This window comes from Nitrobacter vulgaris, assembly GCF_002028545.1.
In the GTDB taxonomy this organism is placed as follows: Bacteria; Pseudomonadota; Alphaproteobacteria; order Rhizobiales; family Xanthobacteraceae; genus Nitrobacter; species Nitrobacter vulgaris.
Genome location: NZ_MWPQ01000023.1, coordinates 22,900 through 42,478, shown reverse-complemented (window position 1 = coordinate 42,478; position 19,579 = coordinate 22,900). Strand labels below are relative to the sequence as shown.

18 protein-coding genes and 2 pseudogenes are annotated in these 19,579 nt (G+C 58.2%); 9 read left to right on the top strand and 11 right to left on the bottom strand.

Annotated features, from left to right (window positions below; genetic code table 11):
- Nucleotides 1-6: 6 nt before the first annotated feature.
- The 4 genes from kdpB to B2M20_RS20540 all read right to left on the bottom strand — a co-directional run bounded on the left by kdpB (nt 7) and on the right by B2M20_RS20540 (nt 4,257).
- Complete coding sequence (kdpB, locus tag B2M20_RS05185) at nt 7-2,082, bottom strand: potassium-transporting ATPase subunit KdpB (RefSeq protein ID WP_420799268.1); 2,076 nt, start codon at nt 2,080-2,082, stop codon at nt 7-9.
- A gap of 238 nt (nt 2,083-2,320) precedes the next feature.
- A complete protein-coding gene (kdpA, locus tag B2M20_RS05180; protein WP_079446013.1) occupies nt 2,321-4,024 on the bottom strand; it encodes a potassium-transporting ATPase subunit KdpA in 1,704 nt (567 codons plus the stop codon).
- 10 nt (nt 4,025-4,034) lie between these two features.
- Complete coding sequence (locus B2M20_RS05175) at nt 4,035-4,124, bottom strand: K(+)-transporting ATPase subunit F (protein ID WP_079446012.1); 90 nt, start codon at nt 4,122-4,124, stop codon at nt 4,035-4,037.
- Nucleotides 4,125-4,134: 10 nt separating this feature from the next.
- Entirely contained in the window at nt 4,135-4,257 is a 123-nt protein-coding gene (locus B2M20_RS20540; RefSeq protein ID WP_274533943.1) for a hypothetical protein, read from the bottom strand.
- A gap of 916 nt (nt 4,258-5,173) precedes the next feature.
- On the opposite strand from B2M20_RS20540, the gene B2M20_RS05170 reads away from it, so the two are divergent.
- Nucleotides 5,174-5,662, top strand: a complete 489-nt coding sequence (locus tag B2M20_RS05170; RefSeq protein WP_173815915.1) for a DoxX family protein — start codon at nt 5,174-5,176, stop codon at nt 5,660-5,662.
- A gap of 203 nt (nt 5,663-5,865) precedes the next feature.
- Here B2M20_RS05170 and B2M20_RS05165 read toward each other — a convergent pair whose 3' ends face one another.
- Nucleotides 5,866-6,291 (bottom strand): VOC family protein, encoded by a 426-nt coding sequence (locus B2M20_RS05165; RefSeq protein ID WP_079446011.1) that lies wholly within the window; start codon nt 6,289-6,291, stop codon nt 5,866-5,868.
- A gap of 121 nt (nt 6,292-6,412) precedes the next feature.
- Here B2M20_RS05165 and B2M20_RS05160 point away from each other — a divergent pair, with 121 nt between their 5' ends.
- Nucleotides 6,413-7,585, top strand: coding sequence for a helix-turn-helix transcriptional regulator (locus B2M20_RS05160; RefSeq protein ID WP_079446010.1), 1,173 nt, complete (start codon nt 6,413-6,415; stop codon nt 7,583-7,585).
- A gap of 788 nt (nt 7,586-8,373) precedes the next feature.
- Here B2M20_RS05160 and B2M20_RS19435 read toward each other — a convergent pair.
- On the bottom strand, nt 8,374-8,568 hold the full coding sequence (locus B2M20_RS19435) for a hypothetical protein (protein ID WP_079446009.1): 195 nt from the start codon (nt 8,566-8,568) through the stop codon (nt 8,374-8,376).
- Between B2M20_RS19435 and B2M20_RS20755 the strand changes: the two are divergent.
- Nucleotides 8,500-8,662 (top strand): annotated as a pseudogene (locus B2M20_RS20755) (IS30 family transposase); the annotation flags it as partial. The gene B2M20_RS19435 and the pseudogene B2M20_RS20755 overlap by 69 nt on opposite strands.
- 12 nt (nt 8,663-8,674) lie before the next feature.
- A pseudogene (locus B2M20_RS20130) lies at nt 8,675-8,773 on the top strand (DUF2274 domain-containing protein); the annotation flags it as partial.
- 507 nt (nt 8,774-9,280) lie between these two features.
- Here B2M20_RS20130 and B2M20_RS05150 read toward each other — a convergent pair.
- Both B2M20_RS05150 and B2M20_RS05145 read right to left on the bottom strand, forming a co-directional pair.
- Nucleotides 9,281-10,006 (bottom strand): cytidylyltransferase domain-containing protein, encoded by a 726-nt coding sequence (locus B2M20_RS05150; RefSeq protein WP_079446008.1) that lies wholly within the window; start codon nt 10,004-10,006, stop codon nt 9,281-9,283.
- A gap of 158 nt (nt 10,007-10,164) precedes the next feature.
- Entirely contained in the window at nt 10,165-10,785 is a 621-nt protein-coding gene (locus tag B2M20_RS05145; protein WP_079446007.1) for a pseudaminic acid biosynthesis-associated methylase, read from the bottom strand.
- Nucleotides 10,786-10,970: 185 nt separating this feature from the next.
- Here B2M20_RS05145 and B2M20_RS05140 point away from each other — a divergent pair, with 185 nt between their 5' ends.
- From B2M20_RS05140 to pseI, 4 genes are all read left to right on the top strand, one after another.
- On the top strand, nt 10,971-11,789 hold the full coding sequence (locus tag B2M20_RS05140) for a class I SAM-dependent methyltransferase (protein WP_079446036.1): 819 nt from the start codon (nt 10,971-10,973) through the stop codon (nt 11,787-11,789).
- Nucleotides 11,789-12,451: an HAD family hydrolase gene (locus B2M20_RS05135; protein WP_079446006.1), complete on the top strand. Its 663-nt coding sequence runs from the start codon at nt 11,789-11,791 to the stop codon at nt 12,449-12,451. The genes B2M20_RS05140 and B2M20_RS05135 overlap by 1 nt, the downstream gene beginning before the upstream one ends.
- The gene (locus B2M20_RS05130; protein WP_079446005.1) at nt 12,445-13,167 is read left to right on the top strand and encodes an NUDIX domain-containing protein; all 723 of its coding nucleotides are present in this window, start codon (nt 12,445-12,447) and stop codon (nt 13,165-13,167) included. Before B2M20_RS05135 ends, B2M20_RS05130 begins: the two co-directional genes overlap by 7 nt.
- A gap of 158 nt (nt 13,168-13,325) precedes the next feature.
- Entirely contained in the window at nt 13,326-14,378 is a 1,053-nt protein-coding gene (pseI, locus tag B2M20_RS05125) for a pseudaminic acid synthase (protein ID WP_079446004.1), read from the top strand.
- Between the two features lie 56 nt (nt 14,379-14,434).
- Here pseI and B2M20_RS05120 read toward each other — a convergent pair whose 3' ends face one another.
- The 3 genes from B2M20_RS05120 to pseB form a co-directional block, all read right to left on the bottom strand.
- The gene (locus B2M20_RS05120) at nt 14,435-16,057 is read right to left on the bottom strand and encodes a hypothetical protein (protein WP_079446003.1); all 1,623 of its coding nucleotides are present in this window, start codon (nt 16,055-16,057) and stop codon (nt 14,435-14,437) included.
- Nucleotides 16,058-16,352: 295 nt separating this feature from the next.
- Nucleotides 16,353-17,510, bottom strand: coding sequence for a UDP-4-amino-4,6-dideoxy-N-acetyl-beta-L-altrosamine transaminase (pseC, locus tag B2M20_RS05115; RefSeq protein WP_079446002.1), 1,158 nt, complete (start codon nt 17,508-17,510; stop codon nt 16,353-16,355).
- On the bottom strand, nt 17,507-18,508 hold the full coding sequence (gene pseB, locus B2M20_RS05110; RefSeq protein WP_079446001.1) for a UDP-N-acetylglucosamine 4,6-dehydratase (inverting): 1,002 nt from the start codon (nt 18,506-18,508) through the stop codon (nt 17,507-17,509). The genes pseC and pseB overlap by 4 nt, the downstream gene beginning before the upstream one ends.
- Nucleotides 18,509-19,020: 512 nt before the next feature.
- Between pseB and B2M20_RS05100 the strand changes: the two genes are divergently transcribed.
- Nucleotides 19,021-19,431 carry a DUF2237 family protein gene (locus B2M20_RS05100; protein ID WP_079445999.1) on the top strand — a complete coding sequence of 137 codons (411 nt, stop codon included), beginning with the start codon at nt 19,021-19,023 and terminating at the stop codon, nt 19,429-19,431.
- Nucleotides 19,432-19,579: the final 148 nt, after the last annotated feature.

The window sequence follows — 19,579 nt, the reverse complement described above, 5'->3', positions numbered from 1 at the left end:
CTCTCCTCAGGCGAGGTGCAGGGCCGTGACCACGAGATCGATGGCCTTGATACCGATAAAGGGGATGATGACGCCGCCCAGGCCATAGATCAGCAGATTACGGCGAAGCAGCGGGGCGGCGCCAATTGCCCGGTAGGCCACGCCTCTCAGGGCGAGCGGAATCAACCCGATGATGATCAGCGCATTGAAGATGATTGCCGATAAGATCGCGCTTTGCGGGCTCGCGAGATTCATGATGTTGAGTGCGTTCAATTGTGGATAGAACGCGACGAACATCGCCGGGATGATGGCGAAGTACTTCGCCATGTCGTTGGCGATGGAGAAGGTGGTGAGCGCGCCGCGCGTCATCAACAGTTGCTTTCCGATCTCAACGATCTCGATGAGCTTGGTCGGATTGGAATCGAGGTCGACCATGTTGCCGGCTTCGCGGGCCGCCTGGGTGCCGGTGTTCATGGCAACGCCGACATCAGCCTGGGCAAGCGCCGGCGCGTCATTGGTGCCGTCGCCGCACATCGCGACAAGCTTGCCTTTGGCCTGCTCGTCGCGGATCAGGCGCAGCTTGTCTTCGGGGGTTGCCTGAGCGAGGAAGTCATCGACACCCGCCTCGGCCGCGATCGCGGCCGCCGTGGTCGGGTTGTCGCCGGTGATCATGACCGTGCGGATACCCATGCGCCGCAGCTCGGCGAAACGCTCGCGGATGCCGCCTTTGACGATGTCCTTGAGATAGATGACGCCGAGAAGCCTGCCGTCCTTTGCTACGGCAAGCGGAGTGCCACCGGATTTTGAGACGGCTTCGGCAATCGCGTTGATCTCGCGAACGACATCGGCACTCACCGTCGGCTGCAGGACCCGCACAGCGCTCCCTGCGGCCGGGGACGGCGAGCCGTTGAGATAGTTGAGGATCGCATCCACAGCCCCCTTGCGGACCCATGAGCCGTCAACCTCCATTCCGCTCATGCGGGTCTGGGCGGTAAAGGGAATGAACTTGCCGTGCAGCTCCGCAAGATTGCGCTCGCGGATGCCGTGCTTTTCCTTGGCCAGCACGACGATCGAACGGCCTTCGGGAGTCTCGTCCGCAAGCGAGGCAAGCTGCGCGGCGTCCGCGAGTTCCTGTTCGCTAACTCCTCGAAGGGGCTTGAACTCGGCAGCTTGCCGGTTGCCGAGCGTGATCGTGCCGGTCTTGTCGAGCAGGAGCGTGTCGACGTCGCCGGCCGCCTCGACCGCGCGGCCGGACATGGCGAGCACGTTGAAACGCACAAGGCGATCCATGCCGGCGATGCCAATGGCCGACAGCAGCGCACCGATCGTCGTCGGGATCAAGGTCACGAAGAGTGCGATCAACACCACGACGGAGATAGCACCACCGGCGTAGGCGGCGTAGCTCGGGATCGTCACGGTCGCGAACACGAAGATGATGGTGAGCCCGGCCAAGAGGACGTTCAGCGCGATCTCGTTCGGCGTCTTCTGCCGCTCGGCGCCTTCCACGAGCCGGATCATGCGGTCGATGAAGGTCGAGCCGGGCGCGGCGGTGATGCGCACGCGGATCCGGTCGGACAACACCTGGGTGCCGCCCGTGACCGCCGAACGGTCACCGCCGGATTCGCGGATGACGGGCGCGGATTCGCCGGTGATTGCCGCCTCGTTGACCAAAGCGACGCCGTCAATCACCTCGCCATCGGAGGGAATAGTATCGCCCGCTTCCACGAGCACAACGTCGCCGACCTTCAAGCTCGTGCCGGGAATCTGCTTGTAGCTCTTGCGGTCGGTTCCCGTGAGGAGCTTGGCCTGGGTTTCTGTGCGGGTGCGCCGCAGCGACTCCGCTTGCGCTTTGCCACGGCCTTCGGCGACGGCTTCGGCGAAGTTCGCGAACAAGACGGTGAACCACAGCCACAAGACGATCTGGAACGTGAAACTGACGTTCTCCGCGCCCGTCACGATATCCTTTGCGAAAAAGATCGTTGTGAGCGCCGAAACGACGGCAACGACGAACATCACCGGATTTCTAGCGAGACTCCTGGGATTGAGCTTCTTGAAGGATTCGCCCAACGCAGGAACAAGGATGCGGGCGTCCATCATGCTCATGGGTTTCGACCGGCTCATATGAAAAACTCCAGCGTGTGATTCGTGGCAGGCCGGCAAGAGAAGACTTCAGGCCGGCGCAATCCATTGAATGACGGCGCGAACGGAGATCACGAGTCCTAGGATCATCAGCAGCACGCCGAGCAGACCGATAATGATTCCGGTCACACTGGCGAACGCATCCACCCGTGCCCTATTCCGTCGCTCTGGTCTCGTTGGCTCCATTGATCATGACGGACTGTCAAAATGTCTGCCCCTGGATCATCGAGATGTGATCGACGAGCGGCCCGAGCGCGAGTGCCGGGAAGAACGTCAATCCGCCGATGATGACGATGACGCCCACGACGAGGCCAATGAAGAGGCCGCTGGTCGTCGGAAACGTTCCGGCGGACTCGGGTATGGACTTCTTGGCGGCGAGCGAGCCGGCTATGGCCATGGCCGGGACAATCATGATGAAGCGTCCGACCAGCATCGCGATGCCACCGGTGATATTGTAGAAAAGGATATTCCCGGTAAGCCCGCCGAAGGCGGAGCCGTTGTTGGCAGTCTGCGACACGAAGGCGTAGAGCACCTCGCTGAAGCCGTGCGGCCCGGGATTCGCGATCGAGGCGACGGCCGTGGGATAGACGACGGCGATCGCGGACCAGCCGAGATACATCAGCGGCAGAATCAGGATGGCGAGCATGGCCATCTTGACCTCCTTCGCCTCGATCTTCTTGCCGATATACTCGGGCGTCCGCCCGACCATCAGGCCTGCAACAAAGATCGCAATGATGACGAACAGCAGCATGCCGTAGAGGCCCGCGCCGACGCCGCCGATGATGATCTCGCCAAGCTGCATGTTGATCAGCGGGATCATGCCGCCGAGCGCGGTGAAGGAGTCGTGCATGGCGTTGACGGCGCCGCAGGAGGCCGCGGTCGTGACCACGGCGAACAACGCCGACAGGGGGATACCGAAGCGAACCTCCTTGCCTTCCATGTTGCCGCCAGTGAGGCCAAGTGCGTTCAGGCCCGTCGTTCCGGACGCCTCCGCCCAGTAGCAGACGACAACGCCGGCCACGAACAGGATGCCCATCACAGCAAAGATCGACCACCCTTGACGGCGGTTGCCGACCATGCGGCCGAACACGCTGGTCAGTCCCGCGCCGATGGCGAAGATCGCCACCATGTGGATCAGGTTGGTGATGGCGTTCGGGCTCTCGTAAGGGTGCGCGGCGTTAGCGTTGAAGAAGCCGCCGCCATTGGTGCCAAGATGCTTGATCATCATCTGCGAGGCGACCGGCCCTTGCGCGATCGTCTGCTTGGCGCCTTCGAGCGTGGTCGCTTCCACATATGGGTTGAGATTCTGCGGCACGCCAAGCGCTACAAGGACGATCGCACCGGCCACGCAGATCGGCAGCAGGATGTAGAGCGTCGAGCGGGTGAGATCGACCCAGAAATTGCCAACGGTCCGCGACGATGCGCGTGTAAAGCCACGGATCAGGGCCACCGCGATCGCCATGCCCGTGGCGGCGGACAGGAAATTCTGATGCGTTAGCCCGAGCATCTGCACGAGGTAGGACATCGTGCTCTCGCCGCCATAGTTCTGCCAGTTGGTGTTGGCGATGAAGCTGACCGATGTGTTGAAGGCGAGATCTGGAGCGACAGCCGTCATGCCCTGCGGATTGAGCGGTAGGAATTCCTGAAAGCGCATGAGCGCGTAGAGGAACAGGAAGCCCGCGACATGAAAGAACAGCATCGCGATCGTGTACATGATCCAATGCTGCTCGCGGCTCTCATCGATGCCGGCGATGCGGTAGAGGCCGATCTCAATTGGGCGTAAGACTGGCGACAGGAAAGTGCGCTCGCCGTTGAAGACGCGGGTCATATAAGCGCCGAGCGGAACAACCAGTGCGACAATGATCGCGCAAAAAATCAGGATCTGAATCCAGCCGTTGGCAGTCATGACATGTCCCTCAGAACCGCTCGGGCTTGAGCAACGCGTAGGTGAGGTAGACGAGCAAGCCTCCAGAAACGAGGGCGGCAAGCGAGTAATCGAAGATCATGGAAGCCCTCTTAGAGCTGGTCGCAGGCGTAGGTGTAGGCAACCGCCAGCGCAAAGAACCCGAGGCCGATGACCAGCATGAAGAAGTCCAGCATTTGCCCGCTCCTGCCGAGTGAACTGTTTTGGGTCGTCACGGCGCGCTGACAGCCCTCACTCTGTACGTGGCACCACAGCGCATAGGAATTCGAGAGGGAACGCGGCTCCGCGGTATAGGAATTCCATAAAGATCAGCGCACACTCTTTCTTGGCTCAGAGGGTGTCGGTCGCCAGCCCGCTGCGGCCGCGCAGCTTTCTCCTGAGCGCAGACAGCCGTCTTCGTCGCCGCCGGGCTGGCCCCCAAATCTTTTCTTGATCGGACGAAAGAGTCTGTTTGGACTTGCGACCCTCTGCGGCCATCTCATCTATTGTGGCGCACTGGCAGCCATACGGCGCGAGGCTCTCTTTGGCCCTGCACCCACCAATTTCAATGAGGCTGCCGCATACGGCTTGACTGCGTGCATGGCGCGATTGGCATCTGGTCATCGCCATTCCGCGTCAGTGATATGGCTTCTTTATTTTGCGCTTATGAAATTACCTGGCCTCCCGCCTCGATTTCCTCTGTCGAGATGTGCACCTTGCCGAGTGTCCGACGGCACTTTGCGGCCCCGTCGGTCGGAAGCAAACGCCGCAGCAAAGCCGATTTCTGAGAAGTCGCTGACTGTGGAGCCGCACGGGGCCCCCGCTGTGATCAGGCCCGCGTCGGGGTCGCGGGGACTGAGTTGCAGCGGGCGGCATGAGGCACCCAAGTAGTCGTCAAGCCATTTCACGTCTGGCATGATGAGGATATCTTGGTTCTCAAAGTCCACGAACTCTATAGCTGGTTCAATATTGACAGTTCATGAGAGGTGCGGTTTCACGGACACCGATCAAGAGGGAAGACGTACGAGAGCCGGAGGTATAACTAAGAGCGATGGATCGTGTACGTCCTTTAGGAGCTGTGCGGGAAATCCGGGTTCATGGTAGCCGACCACACGCCCGCACCGGTCAATGTTCTCAGGAGCACATGCTTTCATGAAACAGTCCTGGTGGTTCTCTCCCGGCGAATCGACCTGGGCTATTTTTATCCGCTTGGCGCTCGCTGGTGTATTCATCCCCGAAGGCCTGCAGAAACTGACGCATGCCGACATTCTCGGTGCCGGCCGTTTCGTTAAGATCGGTATTCCCTGGCCAGAATTCTTTGGGCCATTCGTTGGCGTGATTGAAATGCTAGCGGGGATCATGTTCATGATCGGCTATGCTTCGCGCGCGGCGGCCGTGCCGATCATCATCGTCATGATCGTGGCGATCATCTCCACGAAAATCCCAATCCTGTTAGGCCGCAACTGGTGGATATTCAGCCTCCGCGACCTCAATCGCTATGGTTTCTTGAGCTTCACTCACGAGACGCGCACTGATTGGGCGATGCTGATGGGCGCAATCTTCATGTTGCTGTCCGGATCGGGTCGCTGGTCGCTCGATGCGCGCGCTTGGCGACCGAAGTTCAGCCAGCGGACGCAATAGCTGATGGTGAGAGATGACAACGGTTTTGTGAGGCAGGAAAATGCATAATTGCGCTCATATGTTCCCGAAAATTGGCAATCGACAGTTTGGCAACGCTGCCGCCTGAACGGTCGTTCGGTCGCATTACGCCGCGTGGGGGTAGCCGCCTCAGTTTTTTGTGCTTGCGGTCTCGGATGCATTATCGACGGTACTGCAAAAGATCATTAGGAATCTGCGGGTAGCATTTGAGGATTCCAGACAATTTCCCACAGATGCCCGTTGATATCGCGAAAATATCCGGCGTAACCGCCGTAGAACGTGTCTTGTGGAGCCTTGATGATCTCTGCCCCTGCACGTTGCGCTGCATCCATCGTCTCGTCGACTTCCTTCTGGTACAGGACATTATGTCCGATCGTGAAGGCCGTGGAAGAGATGGGATGCTTCGGTAAGCCCGTATCGTGGGAAATATCATCCTGCGCCCAGATCGCGAGCTTCAGACCGCCCGACAAATCGAAGAAGGCCACCGCGCCATGCTCGAACTCGCGACCGATGATCCCTTCAGTCGGAAGGCCGAGGCCGTCACGATAAAAGGCAAGTGACTTCTCGATATCGGCAACGCCGAGCGTGACAACGGAAATACGAGGTTTCATGTCCAGCTCCTTTCTATCGGCACCTGCACGATACAAGCACCCTGATAGTCTTGGGCCGCTACGAGCGTAACGGAAGGACCCGTCGAGCGGGGTCGGGCCAACCTTCCAGAGAGACAGACCGATGCATGCAGATATATCTCCATCTCAACTTTCTTCAGCCATTGGTAAAATCTACGATAGCGCGGTGGAACCCGCATTGTGGCCAGAAGCCCTTGAAGCGTGCTGCGGCCTGATCGGAGCGACGCTCGGATCAGTGAGCCTGTACGATCTAGAAAATCAGAAAAAGAACTTCACAGCCCGTTGGGGCGGCGATCCTTACTGGATGGAACTCCTGCATTCGAAATACGCCAAACTGGATCCCTTCTGGGAGATATATCCGACTTTTCAGGTCGGCGATGTCGCCAATACGGCAATGCTGGTAAAGCGCTTGGGAGTGGAGGAAGATAAAATTCGTCAGCTCCCGTTCTTTACCGAGTGGGCTGAGCCTGCTGGCTATCGCGATGTCGCCGCGAGCGTCCTTTTGCGCAGCTCAACGCGAAGCGGGACGTTCGAACTATTTGTGCCGCCAACGCGCGACCGTGTGGGGTCAAATGATCTTGCTGTTGTTTCATTGTTGACCCCGCATATGCGACGCGCTGCTTCCATCAGCGACCTGCTGGATATGCGCTCGCTTGCGGCGTCGACATTTGAGGAAACGCTCGAAGCGCTTTCGGTAGCCGTCGTGTTAGTCGATGCGAACAGCAGCATCCTTTATTCCAATCACTCCGCTCGAAGAATGTTCAGAGCCCGCGACCCAATATTATCTCAACGCAGCATGCTCGCAGCGTGCGGGATGGACGCAACCACAGCAATTCGAGAAGCTATAGCCCGTGCCGCCTTGGATGAGAGCGAGCTTGGCTATGGCGGAATTGGAGTGCCGCTCAAAAGCCAGGATACACAAACCCCTTTCCATTCTATCGCGCATGTCTTGCCGCTGAAATCGGGAGAATTGCGCCCTGGTCTCTCGCTCGCCGCTGCGGCCGTATTCATTACGCCGTCGGCGAAAAACGCCACGCCTCCGTTCGAAGCTCTGGCTGCGCTTTATGATCTGACACCGACCGAAGCGCGCGTGATGATCGAGATAGCATCGGGGAACAATCGCGCGACAGCCGCAGCCGCCCTCGGCATAGCCGACTCAACCGTAAAGACCCACCTCGCCCGTGTATTTGAAAAAACGAGAACCTCCGGGCAATCGGAATTGGCAAAGTTGATTACCGACTTGACCTCGCCTGCGGCAAATCGCACCGAAACGTAATGCGGTCCCGCTACTCTTCTGAAAATACTATTTGTCAAGAGCAACCTTCCGAACATGTAGAAAATGCGCATCAGCAGAAAAACGGAATCGACGGCGCCTCGGTCTCTATCCCCCGTGCGGCGGACGACAGATATCGGGCACCCAAGCTATCCTGGTCATGAGAGCCTCCCAAACGGTAGAAGATCATGCTGGGCATCGCACGTGTCTGTCGGAACATAGCAATCATCGTGATCCCCATCGCAGCGAGCCTGTCCTTTGCAGGTATGGCGGAAGCTGGTAGCGACGGCAGACCACCAAGAATCGGAAGCTATCAACACCCGCACAGCAATCACTATCAAGATCATCGCGGCGATCACTATCAGGATCATCGTTCGCAGCAGGGGGATCACAATTTCGGAGGCGCGGCCAGCTCAGGCACGCGGATCAGGTGCATCATTCCATTTTGTGGCCACAGCTTCACGCCGCGAGGTGCGCCGCACTATCAAGACCACCGTGCTGGACACTATCAGGACCACCGCAACGATCCGGGCGCTGGGCGCCCACCCCGCCCCCGCGATCCCGGCTATCAAAATCCATATATGCCGGGCAATACGGCAACGCCGCCACGAGGCCCCACCGTCTCGTCGAGCGGAACGGCGACACCACCACGGGGGCCTATCGTCTCGTCCGGCGGAGCCCCACCTCGCGGTCCCATCGTGAGTGGATCGGCACACGCATCGTCGGGTCGACGCTAGATCCGGAGACAATGCTTTAAGCCCGGATCCGGCGCGGGGCCGGAAGCGAAGCGACTACACGGACTGACGCTTTCGCCCGAAGGGCATGGCCTTGACGGCAAGGGACAGCACGCTCCCATTCAAAAGAAAAGCGGCATCCGTCTCGCAGCAAACGGCCGAGCTATCTTCCCAATGTGCTACGGCACCGAGTTCGCCTGTCACCTGGCGCGGCACGATCTCGCGGTCGCGACCTTCTTCTGCGATCCGCATGCGCCCTGGCAGAACGTCGCATACGCCGCTTCATCCCACGCAAGACCGATCTCACAACCTCTCAACCCACCGCCTTCGCCAGTGCATTGCCGCTTCACGCTATCCGGTCGCCTATGTTGAAGTGCCCGCCAGCGAGACCGGCCAGCCCGTTGCCGATCCCGTCAGGCTGATCGTGCCGATGCTGGAACGGTTCATCGCCACGGAGCTTCGCCAAAGCGCAGCGCCAGTAGGAAAAGTCGCGAACTGGAGGTTTTCGTTCCATTCAAACATAAGTCTAGAATCAGGCCCTTTCCGAATTGAAATGAAAGGGCCTTTCCGGCGTTCTTCGACAATAATCCTGCCCATAACCTCGTCGCGGAGATGATCCGCAAGATGCTGAGACCGCAAGATTAGATTTACTGTAGAGACCGGACTTCGACGACCTCCTGTGTGTACCGAAAACTTAACACGGGCATAGCGGTGATGCAGTCCGCCCAGAATGGCACGTTATCTCGGCTTCCAGCGAGGCCCGTCGACCGGAACAATCCGACCAGCGCCAACCAGACCAAGCTGCAAGCTTCTCTCATAAGACCGAAGCATTGCGCGATTCGACCTCAGTTGCCAGCCGGATTAGGTTTCCGACAGGGACAGCCGGTCTCGGCGGCAATTTTTTGATCCTGGGACGCAAGGTGCGCGCATACTCTTGTGATATCCGCTGGGTCTTTCCAATTCCTTAGATCAGTTTCTGTTGAATGTGAGAGTTGATTTTCATGAGCTCCGGATGCGCTTTCAGCAAAGCCTTTAAGCCCGGGTAGTCCATCTCGGCCGCATGATGATCTTCAATCAAAAGTTTGGCGAGTTTGAAGTCGTCGTCGGTGTCGACCGTGATGCGCCAGTCGCTGAGATCTTCTTCATCCGTGCAGTATTCGTGACGGATATCCGGCATCGACGTGCGGATATAACCTGTCACATGCTCGCGCTCGGACGGAAGCCTGGCATTCTCCGCGGCGACGTCGAGTGAGCGTCGGGAAAAAATTTCGAAATCCATGCCGCGAGGGTAGGTCCGCTTTTCGCCGTTCGAGAGATAAATGGACTCGCTCTTCAGGCCCGAATAGATGTCGAGGCCGGCGCGAATCACGTCTGGACAGATGAGCGGGCAATCCGACGTCACGCGGATCACGTGGCGCGCCTCGTGTGCCCGCGCCGCTCCTCGGTAACGTTCCAGTACGTCATTCTCACTGCCACGAAATACCGGAACGTCGAGTGCGGCGCAGAGCTCGACGACGGGACCATCGGAGAGATTCGTTGTCGTCGCGACAATCACGGGCACGCCGACGTCGGCGAGGCGATCGAGATGCGTTTCGAGAAGTGTGCGCTCCCCGGCGCGCATCAAGATCTTGCCCGGAAGGCGGGTGCTCGTCATGCGCGCCTGAGTGATGATGACGACTTCATTTGGCATCGGAGAGAACCGCTAGCTGTCGTTCCGTTTTATACCGACTCCTTGGAGTACTCAGCATATTCGACAGCATGGTCCCTCTGTACCACCACGAGCCAATACCTTGGCGTTGTGCGGAGTGCAGATCACAACGACCCGCTGATGCCATTTTGGCTGATTAATCAGGCCCGCTTTTCCATCAGGAACCACGTCAGGTCGTCAGCAGGGAATGCTGGGTCCCGATGATAGATAAACCCGTAATCGACAAGCTTTAAATCAGGGTATTTGTCCATCATCTCGCCAGCGAAATCCCGCTTCCACAAACGCCCGCTGTGACCGCGATAGCTGATCTCGACCACGGAGGGATTGTAGTATTCCGCCACGAGGACATAGCGATTGCTGGCCTCATGGAGCCTTTCATAAGCCACCGGCAGCATGTCGGGATTGAGGTGGATCAGAACACCGGCGGTAAACGCAAGATCGACGCTCGACCACCCGACCGGTTCGAACAACGTCGTATTGGAAGCAGCTATTCCGGGTATCGTCGCCAGCCTTTCGAAGGCCAGGCTGTTTATTTCGATGGCCTGGAACGCTGCGTCTGGAAGCAGGGTCTTGAGGGCCAGGATATTAAGGCCGATGTTGGCGCCAAGCTCTCGAACCGACCGGACGTTACTGCATCGCCGGACAATCCGGGCAAACATCGCGGTCTTGGCGGCCAGCACGTCCTGACTTTGATTCCGCTCGATGTAGTTGTCGCCAAACTCCCCGGCCCAGAACTCCTCCTGTGCTGTGATCTGGGTCATATGTGCTGGTTCCCCTTGAAGTTTCACGTCATTACTACAACTAAAACGAGCGGCGGATCATTGTATATGCTGTCGTCACGAACCTGCGGAAGACTAACGTTCCTTTCATTGGCTCCGGGCACGCAGGAGAATAAACCCCCGGCAATGTCAGGCGAGCCGAGGAAGAGGCAGATGGAAGGGCTATGATGGATCGCGAGCAGGTCAGGGCTCATTGGCGGGACTGGGCATCGAAATTCGGCACCGCGCTCGGCGCCACCACCAGAACCGGAACCGCGAAGATGCTCGAGATCGACGCATTGGCGCGCCGGATGTCTACGATCGGGCTCGGCAATGCGCCGGCACACGTTCTCGAAGTCGGCTGCGGCAATGGCTTGAACTGCTTCGGCCTTGCCGCAAAATTCCCGCGCATGCAACTCGACGGCATCGACTATACCGCGGAAATGATCGACGCCGCGCGTGAAGCCGCCGTTGCCAACGGCTTCCAGGACAGGTCCAGCTTCCGAATCGGCAATGCGCTCGAACTTTCGGCGGCCTCGGGATTGCGGGCGCAATACGATGTCGTTTTTACCGATCGCTGCCTGATTAACATCGAATCGGTCGACCTGCAGATGCGTGCCATCACCGACCTTGCCGCAAGGGTGCGGGAGGGTGGACATCTGATCATGATCGAGAATTCGATGGCGACCTATGATCGGCAAAATCATTGCCGCACCCTGCTGGACCTGCCCGCGCGCACGCCCGCCGCATTCAACTTGTTCTTCGACGAAACATGCATCCTGCCGCACCTCAAAACGCTCGGCCTTGAGGTCGAGATCGAGGATTTCATTTCGCTTCACGACCTGATGCTCTATGTGCTGGTCCCGGCCATCAATGGGGGCACCGTAGATTACGACCATCCGCTGGTCCACGCAGCAACCCGGCTCAACATAGCGGTATCGGCGGAGATATCGAACGCATTCGGCGCATTTGGGCAAGGCCGGATGTTTGTCTGTCGGAAACCTTGATGCTGGAAACTGACGCCAGCCCGCTCCACGGCGGCCTCTTTCTGGATCTTGACGGCACGCTCGCTGACAGCCTGACGGCGCTGAAAAACGTCTATTATTCCTTTCTCGCCTCCTTCGGCGCGAGCGGCGACGAGGTCGAGTTTCAGCGGCTCAACGGACCGCCGCTTGGCGAGATTATCGAACGGCTGAGGATGGCTCACAAGCTGCCCGGAACACCGGCCGATCTCCTGCAAAAATACTCGGCCATGGTGTCGCAGGCGCAGCAGAGCGTGCGTCCCGCTGCCGGCGCACATGAATTGCTGGCGCACGCCCGCGCATGCGGGTTGAAGATCGCCGTAGTGACGTCGTCACCTAAATTGTCCGCGCAAAGATGGCTCGCATTCGGAGGGCTTGCCGACGAGATCGACGATGTCGTCGGCGGCGATGAGGTGAACGCAGGCAAGCCCGCGGCCGAACCCTACGTCAGGGCATTGAGGCGGCTGAATTGCTCGGCCGCCCTGTCGCATGCCGTCGAGGATTCCCGCATCGGGGCGATGTCGGCAGTTGCCGCGGGGCTCAAAACGTGGGCATTGGCGCCACCGAACAATCGCGCCGGATGGCCCGGTCAGGTCGCGTTCATCGAACGTCTCACCGACCTCCTTGGAAGAATATCGGCATGCTGAATGTTCATCTGCTTCAGTCGGAGCCGAGAGTAACGCTGGGAGCGGCACCGCCAACCATCGGCCCGAACATCGAGGCACGCGTGGATGAAATCTGGCAGCGCGAGAAGGAGCTACGCTCCCGCGATCTCCACAACGGGCGATTGTTCAGCGTCGATTATTGTGACGCCAAAACGATCGTCGGCTGGATTTCGGAATACCGCTACTTCCTCGCACAACGGCGCGAGCCGAGCCTTCATGCCGCGCTGAGGATCAAGCCGCTCGCCGTCACAGGTATCCTATCTTGTCCGGATGGCGTCTTATTCGGCCGGCGCAGCGCTCGCTCCGAGATGGACGCCGGGTGCTGGGAGCTGGTGCCGTCCGGCGGCGTTGACGACGCGGCAGTCGGGCCGGCCGGACAGGTGAGCCTCGAACGATGCATTCTGATCGAACTTGAGCAAGAAACCGGCATCGGAGCGTCCGAGCTGTCGGAGCATTCCAGAGCCGTCGCGCTCGTCGAGGATCCGCAAAGCCACGTCACCGACGTCGGAATCATGCTCGCGACTGCCTCCCCGGCTGCGCAAATCCAGCAGCGCTTCGCGGCGCTTGAGAATCGTGAATATTCTGAACTTGAGATCGTTGCACCCGCAGAGTTGGGGGCCTTTCGGCGCGACCGGGCTGGCTCGTTGGGCGCTGTTTCCGCCGCCCTTCTGGATGCTCTCATGCATGCCGGCTTGTAATACTTATGAAAATCGTCAAAACCCGCGGCAGCCCCGATGCAGCTTTGATCTGCGCCGCGCAAACCTCGTAAAACCGGCTGCCGAGGCGGTCGTTTCCGCCAAGCGGCAGCGTTGCTGCGAACCGAGACTTCCAGTTCGCACCAGGAGCGTAAATTGTGATGCAGAGCCCGGACCTCATCATTGCGGGGCGCAAGATCGGCCCGGACTGTCCTCCTTACATCATCGCCGAACTGTCGGCGAACCATAACGGCAAGCTTTTGAAGGCGCTGGAGCTGATCGAAGCCGCCGCCGCCGCCGGCGCTGACGCGATCAAGATCCAGACCTATACGGCCGACACGATGACCATTCCTCACGATGGCGAGGAGTTTTTGATCAAGGGTGGCCTGTGGGATGGCTACAGGCTCCACCAGCTCTACCAGCAGGCTTACACGCCATATGAATGGCATGGGCAAATGTTCGCGAAGGCGCGTGAGCTTGGGATCACGATCTTCTCCAGTCCCTTTGACGAGACCGCCGTCGACCTGCTCGCAGGGCTCGATGCTCCCGCCTACAAGATCGCATCGTTCGAGTTGATTGACCTGCCGCTGATCAAATATGTCGCCAAACGGGGCAAACCGATGATCATCTCGACCGGGATGGCCAATCTCGGCGAGATTCAGGAGGCGGTCGAAACAGCGCGCAACAACGGCGCCGGCGGCATCGCGCTGCTGCACTGTACCAGTGCCTACCCGGCTCCGATCGAGGAAGCGAATGTGCGCACGGTGGCGCATCTCGGCCAGACCTTCAACGCCGTGTCCGGCCTTTCCGATCATGCACCGGGCTCCGCCGCCTGCGTCGCTTCGATCGCGCTGGGCGGCTCCATAATCGAGAAGCATTTTACGATCTCGCGCGCCGACGGTGGTCCGGACGCCGCGTTTTCGCTCGAACCGCACGAGTTCAAGCGACTGGTCGACGATTGCAAGTCGGCATGGTCGGCGCTCGGATCTGTCGGCTATGGCCCCGTCCAGAGCGAGAAGGCCAACATGCGGTTTCGCCGTTCGATCTACGCAGTCAAGCCGATCAAGGCGGGGGAGCCTCTGACGAGGGAGAACATCCGCGTCATCCGGCCCGGCTTTGGCCTGCCACCAAAGCATCTACCCGATGTCATCGGCCGCACCGCCGCGCGCGACATCGCCTATGGTGAAGCGCTAAAGTGGTCAGCGATCGCGTGACGGTCCCGCCATGGCGCCGCTAACGTCGGTTGAACAGAGACCGGAAAAGATTAATCCTACCGCTTCGAACTAACCACGGGAAATGCCTCTTTCGAAACCAGCATTGGCAGGTCATCTTGGAGAAACGACTTGAGATTTATGAAGAGGGGATCTTCTTCCAATCTAAAATTCGACAACGCCAGCGTCGCACTGCGAAAATATTCTTCAGGATCCCAGCGCTTATCGGGAACTAAAATCGATTTACTGCGAAATCCCTGGAGCATGCAGTAGGAATAAGCCACGGCGCGCCGACGCTGATCCTGCGGCATCGACCAAGCCTTTCGCGACACATCTAACAGAATACTTCTCAGAGCTTCCATGCTGGACGCCTCCTCGATAATACCAAGGCCAGAAAACTTATCTTCACCCGTCGCGATCATTCTATGTCCAGCCGCGGCCATTTCGTAGAGAACCGTTCCACGAACCGTGAGACCGGCATCGCAATGCTTCATGACCTCACCAGCGCTGAGGGCGCCATCTGCGAATCCGATATTCCTGATGTCGGCACAGTATTCACGCAGCGTATTCCACGAACCTTTCCAATCATGGCTGTCGTTCAGCGGATGCGGCTTGATAACCAGGTTGAGATGCGTCAGTTGCCGCGCAAGATCGACGACGTCGACAACAGCTTGCCAGTAATCGTCCGAGAGTTGCCTGGGCCGCGTCAGCGGGGCGTCCTGAAACACATGCGCAAATACACAGACCGTAGGATTTTCGGGGTTGACACCGCAGCTCTCAAGGAATGCCTCGCGAGAAGCCGGCAGCTGATCAACAACATCACGGTTCAATAGCGGCTCGATCGTCCGCGCCAGTGTGCCTTCAACAGCGCCGCCGAACAGGTCAAGCCTGGAATCATCCAGTAAAGCTTGATCGAAAACGTACCTTTCCAGCATCTCCTTCCAGTCGCCGGGAAGACCGGACGACAAGTCGGTCAGATCCCGATATCGCGTAACAGCAATCGGGATGTACTGTTCTACTAGGAATGTTGACGCGCCGTGCATGGCCGCAAAATCAGCCAGCTGTCCCGATACCGAATAGCAAATGTGCCCCAATACACTCGCTTGAACCGGGGACTTTCCAAACATCATGGGAAGGGCTTCGTAGTCGGCCAACACGAGCTTTGCAACTGCGATCAGTTCGTCGCGCAGATTGTCGATGGTGCCGAAGCCAAATCGTCTCAGAAATTCGTTGTAAATCAGAAGGCCGCATCGTGGGGATTGCGGTTCTGACAATGAGCGAATTGCTTGCCGGAGCGAGGATCCCGACTTGCCTTGCAGTCGCCTGCGAAGGTCACTCTCCGCATTGGCCGACCAAACCGGATCAGACAGGAGACGATTGCGAAATTCGGAAATATTGCAGAAGCGACTGACGCCAAACGAGCGAGCGAGCGCCTGGTTCGCTTCAATGCCTGCCTTTTGAACATCACCAAAGTCATCGGCGAAAATCCCGACGATTTCACCTCCCCATATGTGCTGTATGCACTTTGCAACGACGCAATTCGCGAACAGGTGAGAGTGCACATTGGCATTATGATAAAGGTCGAGAATTATGATGCGATCAGACTTGGGCGGGTCAGACTTGGGCGGGGTGGAGGATGTCCAGAATCGTCGATTTTCTTTTAGAAACTCGCTAATATTCATGGCGCCACGAAGACCCCTGCGATCTGGTTTTCAAATTTCTGATCGCGCAAACCAACCCGAAAAGATCACGTTCTATAAGCAGCTCTCCATCTGAGGTCCAGTCGGCCCAGTCCTTCCAATGAACAGCGTTTTTGAAGAATGACTTCTTCGCACTTAAGGTCTGAAAAAGTGGAAGGGCTCGTTCGATGTTGCGCTTTGGTCGCCTCGTCTACGTCACAAGCCAGCCATCCCGTCTTGCTCTAAGACCGAACGTTGGATCTCGGGTCGGAATCTCAAAACACAACAATTTAGATCCTCAAGTTTCGAGCGCGTGGGATAACCGTTCCATAACGTAATCTTGCTGTTCAGCGCTCAAGTTTGGATGAATAGGCAACGTTAGTGCGAAGTCGTAGTATTTTTCGGCAGCCGGAAAATCGCCACGGGAGAATCCCAAGGCCCGGTACCATGGTTGTAGATGGACCGGGATGTAATGGACGTTGACGCCGATACCTGAAGAGCGCATCGCTGCAAAAACTTCGACGCGAGTACGTCTTACGGTTTCATCCAGTTCAATGACATATAGATGCAACGCCGAGAGAGTGCCCTCCGGCACGAACTGGCGAATCACGGGAAGACCGGCAAGCCCTTCATGATAACGCGCCGCGATCGTGTGCCGCCGAGCAACGAATTCGGCGAGGCGATCAAATTGCCTCACGCCGAGCGCCGCCTGAATGTCGGTCATACGGTAGTTGAAGCCGAGCATCACCTGCTCGTAGTACCAAGGGCCTTCGGGAACGGCGGTCATATCAGCGGGATCGCGCGAAATGCCATGGTTGCGCAGCAGGCGCATGCGATGGGCGATCTCGGCAGAACGCGTGGTCGCCGCACCGCCTTCTCCTGTTGTCACAATCTTGACGGGATGGAAGGAAAAAACGGTAACGTCAGCGAGCTCGCTCGAACCGACGGGCCTATTCTGGTAGTATCCGCCTACGGCATGGCTCGCGTCTTCAAGGATGCGGAAGCCGTATCGGTCCGCCAACCGGCGGATGGAGGCAAGATCTGCGGAAGTACCGGCGAAGTCCACTGGAACGACAACCTTCGGCAGGGTGCCGTCGCGTTCGGCCGCTTCGAGCTTGGCGGCCAGTGCCTCGACATCCATGTTTCGGGTCTTGGCATTGATATCGACGAAATCGACGGTCGCTCCGCAGTAGAGACCGCAGTTGGCGGAGGCCACAAAGGTGTTCGGCACCGTCCAGAGTCGATCCGATGGACCGAGCCCGAGCGCAAGACAAGCGACGTGCAGCGCCGCAGTTGCTGAGGAAAAGGCTACCGCTTCAGGCGCGTCGACTGCCCGCGCCAACGTCTCCTCAAACCTCGGGACCATCGGCCCTTGGGTTAGGAAGTCTGACCGAAGGACTTCGACGACCGCCTCGATATCGGCGCTAGAGATGTCCTGACGACCATAGGGAATCATGTCTTGGTCCGTTCATAGAATTCCCGGATCTGTTCCACAGAGTAACGGACGGGGTTTGTACCGGAGTTGTACTCGAAACCCCGCGCTACAGGAGCACCAGTCTCCCCGAGACGGTTCTCCAAATAATCATAGCCGCGATCGTGGAACTTGATCGACGGCCGCATTACATAATGATCACTGAACTCAAGCGTCAAATGGCTATTATCCGCAGGGCACAATATCTCGTGCAGCTTTTCGCCCGGCCGGATACCAATCAAGTTCTGTGGCAGGTGCGGCGCAATCGCCGTTGCAAGGTCGACTATCCGGATCGACGGCAACTTCGGTACAAAGATCTCGCCGCCATGCATACGTTGGAAGCACTTCAGAACGAAGTCGACGCTTTCCTGCAACGATATCCAGAAACGAGTCATGGCGGCGTCGGTAATCGGCAATGACGTCGCGCCTTGCGCTATCAGTTTTTCGAAAAATGGGACGACCGATCCGCGCGAGCCGGCAACGTTACCGTAGCGCACGACCGAAAAGGCGGTACGTCGTTTGCCTGCCATATTGTTGGCAGCAATGAACAGTTTATCCGATGCAAGCTTGGTAGCGCCATACAGGTTGATCGGATTAGCCGCTTTGTCGCTTGAGAGCGCGACCACCTGCTCAACGTCGTTGGCAAGCGCGGCTGCCACAATGTTCTCCGCGCCATGAATGTTGGTGCGGATACATTCCATTGGATTATATTCAGATGCTGTCACCTGCTTCATAGCGGCAGCATGAACGAGATAGTCAATCCCACGCGTCGCTTCGATCAAACGCGCGCGATCACGCACATCGCCAATTAGCCAGCGAATACAGGGCGCGTTTATTTCCTGCTGCATCTCGAATTGCTTGAGCTCATCGCGTGAATAGAAAACCAGGCGCGCCAAGTCGTAGCGCTCGAGTAGTATATTCGCAAATTTGCGCCCGAAGGAGCCTGTACCGCCGGAAATAAATACGGATTTGCCGTTGAACACCTGGACCTCTCTTTGTCTGGGAGTGGCGTAACCGAAGTCCGCGCGATGTCAATGACGGGCCGGTCAGACTAAATCAACGAAGTGGCAAGTGATTGTATGTACCGAAAATTTAAACACGGGCGTAGCGTTAATGCAGCCCGCCCAGAATGGCGTGTGAGCAAATGACACCGGTTCGGTAAACCGGCCTGGAGGCCGGCGCATCCTTGTCCAAAGATCGATAGGTTACGCGCAGCTCCGTCTCGATCTGAGGTCGCCCTCCCAGTGGGCGCGATCTCCACCGCCAATAGCGGCGAAAGCCAGCCCAATGCCAACGCACCAGCGTCTCGGGCCGGACAATCATGAGAACCTGCAGGATCGACGGAAACCAGCGATACAGCTGGACAAAGAACCAGCGATCGCTGTTCGTGAGGCGAACCCGGCTTTTCAGCTTGCGTCGCAACGCTTAGTCCATACATTGCCATCGGCGCCCGCTTTTTCGGTGCCAGATGCAGGGATGAAGGCAAGGTGCGGCAATGCTAAGGGACGATCAGGATAGTGGGGGCGACCCTCACCGCCGTACAAGTCGGAACGTGCTCGGCGAGCCGCTTCAACTTTGTTCGATCAGGCCGATGACGGGGTTTTATCGGGACGGCTGCTGCGACACTGGACCAGAAGACAATGGTAGTCACACGGTCTGCGTCGTCGTAACTGCAGCGTTTCTCGATTTTTCTGTATCGCGCGGCAACGATCTTTCGACTCCATTGCCGGAGTTCGGTTTCCCAGGCCTGAAACCCGGAGACCGTTGGTGCTTATGTGCACCCCGCTGGCAGGAAGCATTCCAAGCAAACCGAGCACCGCGAGTGGTCTTGCGCGCCACTCATGAGGGTGCGCTGACACATTGCTCGCTCGCCGATCTCAAACGCTTTGCAGTGGATCTGGCGTGACCGCCCAACCGCGTCATCAACATTGCAAGTGACGTAGCCGAGTTTATCAAAACCGCGCTGAACTTGATATCTCATGTCATCTCGTGCGTACACTGATCCCCTTTGGCGTCAGGACCCAAACCCTAGCCTCGAGAAAGGGGAATTAGTG

Excerpts from the sequence above, each read along its gene's own strand:
- kdpB (WP_420799268.1), bottom strand. The coding sequence starts at position 2,082 with ATGAGCATGATGGACGCCCGCATCCTTGTTCCTGCGTTGGGCGAATCC.
- kdpA (WP_079446013.1), bottom strand. The coding sequence starts at position 4,024 with ATGACTGCCAACGGCTGGATTCAGATCCTGATTTTTTGCGCGATCATT.
- B2M20_RS05175 (WP_079446012.1), bottom strand. The coding sequence starts at position 4,124 with ATGATCTTCGATTACTCGCTTGCCGCCCTCGTTTCTGGAGGCTTGCTC.
- B2M20_RS05170 (WP_173815915.1), top strand. The coding sequence starts at position 5,174 with ATGAAACAGTCCTGGTGGTTCTCTCCCGGCGAATCGACCTGGGCTATT.
- B2M20_RS05165 (WP_079446011.1), bottom strand. The coding sequence starts at position 6,291 with ATGAAACCTCGTATTTCCGTTGTCACGCTCGGCGTTGCCGATATCGAG.
- B2M20_RS05160 (WP_079446010.1), top strand. The coding sequence starts at position 6,413 with ATGCATGCAGATATATCTCCATCTCAACTTTCTTCAGCCATTGGTAAA.
- B2M20_RS19435 (WP_079446009.1), bottom strand. The coding sequence starts at position 8,568 with ATGCGGATCGCAGAAGAAGGTCGCGACCGCGAGATCGTGCCGCGCCAG.
- B2M20_RS05150 (WP_079446008.1), bottom strand. The coding sequence starts at position 10,006 with ATGCCAAATGAAGTCGTCATCATCACTCAGGCGCGCATGACGAGCACC.
- B2M20_RS05145 (WP_079446007.1), bottom strand. The coding sequence starts at position 10,785 with ATGACCCAGATCACAGCACAGGAGGAGTTCTGGGCCGGGGAGTTTGGC.
- B2M20_RS05140 (WP_079446036.1), top strand. The coding sequence starts at position 10,971 with ATGGATCGCGAGCAGGTCAGGGCTCATTGGCGGGACTGGGCATCGAAA.
- B2M20_RS05135 (WP_079446006.1), top strand. The coding sequence starts at position 11,789 with ATGCTGGAAACTGACGCCAGCCCGCTCCACGGCGGCCTCTTTCTGGAT.
- B2M20_RS05130 (WP_079446005.1), top strand. The coding sequence starts at position 12,445 with ATGCTGAATGTTCATCTGCTTCAGTCGGAGCCGAGAGTAACGCTGGGA.
- pseI (WP_079446004.1), top strand. The coding sequence starts at position 13,326 with ATGCAGAGCCCGGACCTCATCATTGCGGGGCGCAAGATCGGCCCGGAC.
- B2M20_RS05120 (WP_079446003.1), bottom strand. The coding sequence starts at position 16,057 with ATGAATATTAGCGAGTTTCTAAAAGAAAATCGACGATTCTGGACATCC.
- pseC (WP_079446002.1), bottom strand. The coding sequence starts at position 17,510 with ATGATTCCCTATGGTCGTCAGGACATCTCTAGCGCCGATATCGAGGCG.
- B2M20_RS05100 (WP_079445999.1), top strand. The coding sequence starts at position 19,021 with ATGCTAAGGGACGATCAGGATAGTGGGGGCGACCCTCACCGCCGTACA.